This window comes from Kitasatospora sp. NPDC059327, from assembly GCF_042752535.1.
Taxonomy (GTDB): Bacteria; Actinomycetota; Actinomycetes; order Streptomycetales; family Streptomycetaceae; genus Kitasatospora.
Map to the genome: position 1 here is coordinate 1 of NZ_JBHYYB010000223.1, position 3,896 is coordinate 3,896.

Sequence of the window (3,896 nt, forward strand, 5' to 3'; positions counted from 1 at the left end):
GGACGGTCCTCCGGTCGGCCCTGCCCGTACGTCGCCAGCAGCGCCTGCGCCTCGATCGGGTCACCCAGCGTCGTCCCCGTCCCGTGCGCCTCCACGGCGTCCACGTCCGCGGGGGCCAGCGCGGCCCCGGCCAGCGCCTGCCGGATCACCCGTTGCTGCGACGGCCCGTTCGGCGCGGTGAGCCCGTTCGAAGCACCGTCCTGGTTGACCGCGGAACCGCGCACCACGGCGAGCACCTGGTGCCCCTCGCGCACCGCGTCCGACAAGCGCTCCACCAGGACGAGGCCGACACCCTCGCCCCACCCGGTCCCGTCGGCGGCCGCCGCGAACGACTTGCAACGGCCGTCCGAGGCCAGCCCGCGCTGACGCGAGAAGTCCACGAACACGGCCGGTGTCGACATCACGGTGACGCCGCCCGCGAGCGCGAGGTCGCACTCGCCGGCCCGCAGCGCCTGCACGGCGAGGTGCAGCGCGACCAGCGACGAGGAGCACGCCGTGTCGACGGTGACGGCCGGGCCCTCCAGGCCCAGCGAGTACGCGACCCGGCCCGACGCGACGCTCCCCACGTTGCCGTTGCCGAGGTAGCCCTCCAGCTCGTCCGGCACGTGGTTCAGACGGGTGGCGTAGTCGTAGTAGATCGCACCCGCGAAAACGCCGGTCCGGCTGCCGCGCAGCGACTCCGGGTCGATGCCGGCGTGCTCGATCGTCTCCCAGGAGGTCTCCAGCAGCAGCCGCTGCTGCGGGTCCATCGCCAGCGCCTCGCGCGGCGAGATCCCGAAGAACGCGGGGTCGAAGTCGGCCGCGTCGGGGACGAAGCCGCCGGTCCGCACGTAGGTGCTGCCCGGGCGCGACGGGTCCGCGTCGAAGATCCGGTCGGTGTCCCAACCGCGGTCGGTCGGGAAGTCGGTGAGCGCGTCGACGCCGCCGGCCACCAGGTCCCACAGCTGCTGCGGGGAGGTGACGCCGCCCGGGAGACGGCAGCCCATGCCGACGATCGCGATCGGCTCGTCGGTGGCCGCCGGCACGGCCACGGCGACGGCCCGGGCGGCCGGGGCGACCCCGGACACCGTCTCCGCCAGCCGCTCGACCAGGTGGCCGGCGAGCAGCAGCGGGTTCGGGTAGTCGAAGACCAGCGTCGCGGGCAGGCGCAGGCCGGTGGCGGCGCTCAGCCGGTTGCGCAGTTCGAGCCCGGTGAGCGAGTCGAAGCCGAGGTCCCGGAACGCACGGGTCTCCTCGATGCCGTCCGCGCCCGCGTGCCCGAGCACGGCGGCCGCGTGCGTGCACACCGTGCGCACCAGCACCGGCCGGCGCTCGGCGGCCGGGAGAGCGGCCAGCCGGCCGGCCAGTGCGCCCGGCCGTGTCCGCCCCTCACCCGCCGCGCCCCTGCGGCGCGGACCGCGGGCGAGGCCGCGCAGCAGCGCGGGCACCGTGTCGGCGCCGGCCCGGCGCAGCACGGCGAGGTCCATCCGCACGGCGGTGAGCATCGGCTCGGTCCGGCCGACCGCCGCGTCGAACAGGGCGCAGCCCTGCTCGGCCGAGAGTGGCAGGACGCCCAGCCGGGTCATCCGCTGCCGGTCGGCGGCGCCGAGCCCGGCGGTCATCTCGCTTCCCTCCGCCCACCAGCCCCAGGCGATCGAGGTCGCGGCCAGGCCGTGCGCCCGGCGGTGCCGGGCGAGCGCGTCGAGGAAGGCGTTGGCGGCGGCGTAGTTGCCCTGACCGGGGTTGCCGATGACGCCGGCCGCCGACGAGAACAGCACGAACGCGTCCAGGTCGAGCCCGCGGGTGGCCTCGTGCAGGTTCCACGCGGCGTCGACCTTGGGGCGCAGCACGGCCGCCAGCCGGTCGGGGGTGAGTGCCTGGACGACACCGTCGTCCAGGACACCGGCCGCGTGCACCACGGCGGTCAGCGGGTGCTCGGCGGGGATCGCGGCGAGCACCCGGGCGAGGGCCTCACGGTCGGCGGCGTCGCAGGCCTCCACCCGCACCCGCGCGCCGAGCGCGGACAGCTCCGCGACCAGCTCGGCCACCCCGGGGGCGGCCGCGCCGCGCCGGCTGAGCAGCAGCAGACGGCGGGCACCGCGGGCGACGACCAGGTGGCGCGCCAGCAGGGCGCCGAGCGTCCCGGTGCCGCCGGTGATCAGCACCGTCCCGTCGGCGGCGGGCCGGAAGCCGGTGGCGTCGGCGGGCTTGACGGTGGCGCCGGCGGCGGGCGTGACACCGGTGGCGTCGGCGGGACGGCCGGTCGCCCCGGCCCGAACCAGGCGCGGCAGCAGGGCGGCCCCGCGCCGGACGGCGAGCTGGGCGTCGCCCGCGACCGCGTGCGCGAGGATCGCGTCCTCGGACGATTCGGCGTCGGCGTCCACCAGGACGAAGCGGCCGGGGTGTTCGGCCTGCGCGGACCGCACGAGGCCCCAGACGGCGGCGGCCGCGAGGTCGTGGCTCTCCTCGGTGTCGTCGGCCGCCACGGCGTGCGAGGTGACCAGGACCAGCCGCGCGTCGGCGGTGCGCGGGTCGGCCAGCCAGCGCTGGACGAGGTCGAGGACGCGCGCCACGGTGTCGTGCACCCGGGTGTGCTCCGGCCCTTCGGCGGGCTCCACCCGGACGAGGACGGTGGCGGGGGGCGGGGTGGTGCCGCTTCCCGCCGCGGCGGTTCGGGGGGCTTCGTCCAGGAGGGTGAGCGGGTCGGCGGCATCGGGTGTCCCGAGGACGGCCCAGGCCGCCGCGGGCGTCGCGGTCGCGTCCTGGGTCGCGGCCGGCGCCGCGCCCGGGTCCGGCTCGCCGGCGGTGTCCGCCGCGCCGTCCCGTTCCGCCCACCGCAGGTCGAACAGCGAGTCACCGGACGCGGCCTCGGCCGGCCGCAACTGCTCGGCGGAGACCGGCCGGACCACCACCGAGTCGATGGACACGACCGGCCGACCGGCCTCGTCGTGGGCGCGCATCGCGACCGCGCCGCCCTCGCTCGTCACCAGCCGCACGCGCAGGGCGCGGGCACCGCGGGTCTCCAGCCGCACGCCCGTCCAGCTGAACGGCAGACCGGCCGCGACCGGCCCGGCCGCGTCGTCCCGGATCAGCATCGGGTGCATCGCGGCGTCGAGCAGGGCCGGGTGCAGGCCGAAGCGGTCGGCGTCGGTCGCCTCCTCGGGGAGCCCGACCTCGGCGAACAGCTCCGCGCCGCGCCGCCAGACCAGCCGCAGTCCCTGGAACAGCGGGCCGTAGTCGAAGCCGGCGGCCGCCGAGCGCTCATAGACGTCGTCCGCCTCCACCGGTTCCGCGCCCGGCGGGGGCCACTGCTCGGTGGCTGCGGCCGTCGGCTCCGCCGGCGCTCCGGCCTCATCGGCCGGCGTCGCCGTGAGCAGGCCCGAGGCGTGCCGGGTCCACGGCCGGTCGGCGGGGGCGTCCTCGGCCCGCGAGTGGATGCCGATCACCCGGGTCCCGGCCTCGTCCGGGTCCTCGACGGTGACCTGGAGCCGGACACCCTCGGTGTCGGACAGGACCAGCGGGGTGTGCAGGGTCAGTTCGTCCAGGACCGGGCAGTCGACCTCGCCGCCCGCCCGCAGGGCGAGTTCGAGGAACGCCGTGCCCGGGACGATCACCGTGCCGAGCACGGCATGGTCGGCGAGCCACGGGTGAGTGGGCACGGAGAGGCGGCCGGTGAAGACCGTCCCGGACGCGCCGGCGAGGTCGACGGCGGCGCCCAGCACGGCGTGGTCCACCGCGAGTTGGCCCCACCCGACGCCCGCTCCGGCGGAGGGCTCGGCCTCCGCCCAGTAGCGCTGACGCTGGAAGGCATAGGTGGGCAGGTCGAGGGGACGGCCGGCGCCCGTCTCGGGCAGCAGCGCGGGCCAGTCGACCGGCAAGCCCTGGACGAAGGCGGCGGACAACGCGGTCAGCAGCCG

At 77.3% G+C, this 3,896-nt stretch carries 1 protein-coding gene; it reads right to left on the reverse strand.

All coding sequences use genetic code 11. The features are described from left to right. A partial coding sequence (locus ACFXHB_RS44500; RefSeq protein ID WP_380582907.1) for a type I polyketide synthase occupies positions 1-3,896 on the reverse strand: 3,896 nt, incomplete at both ends.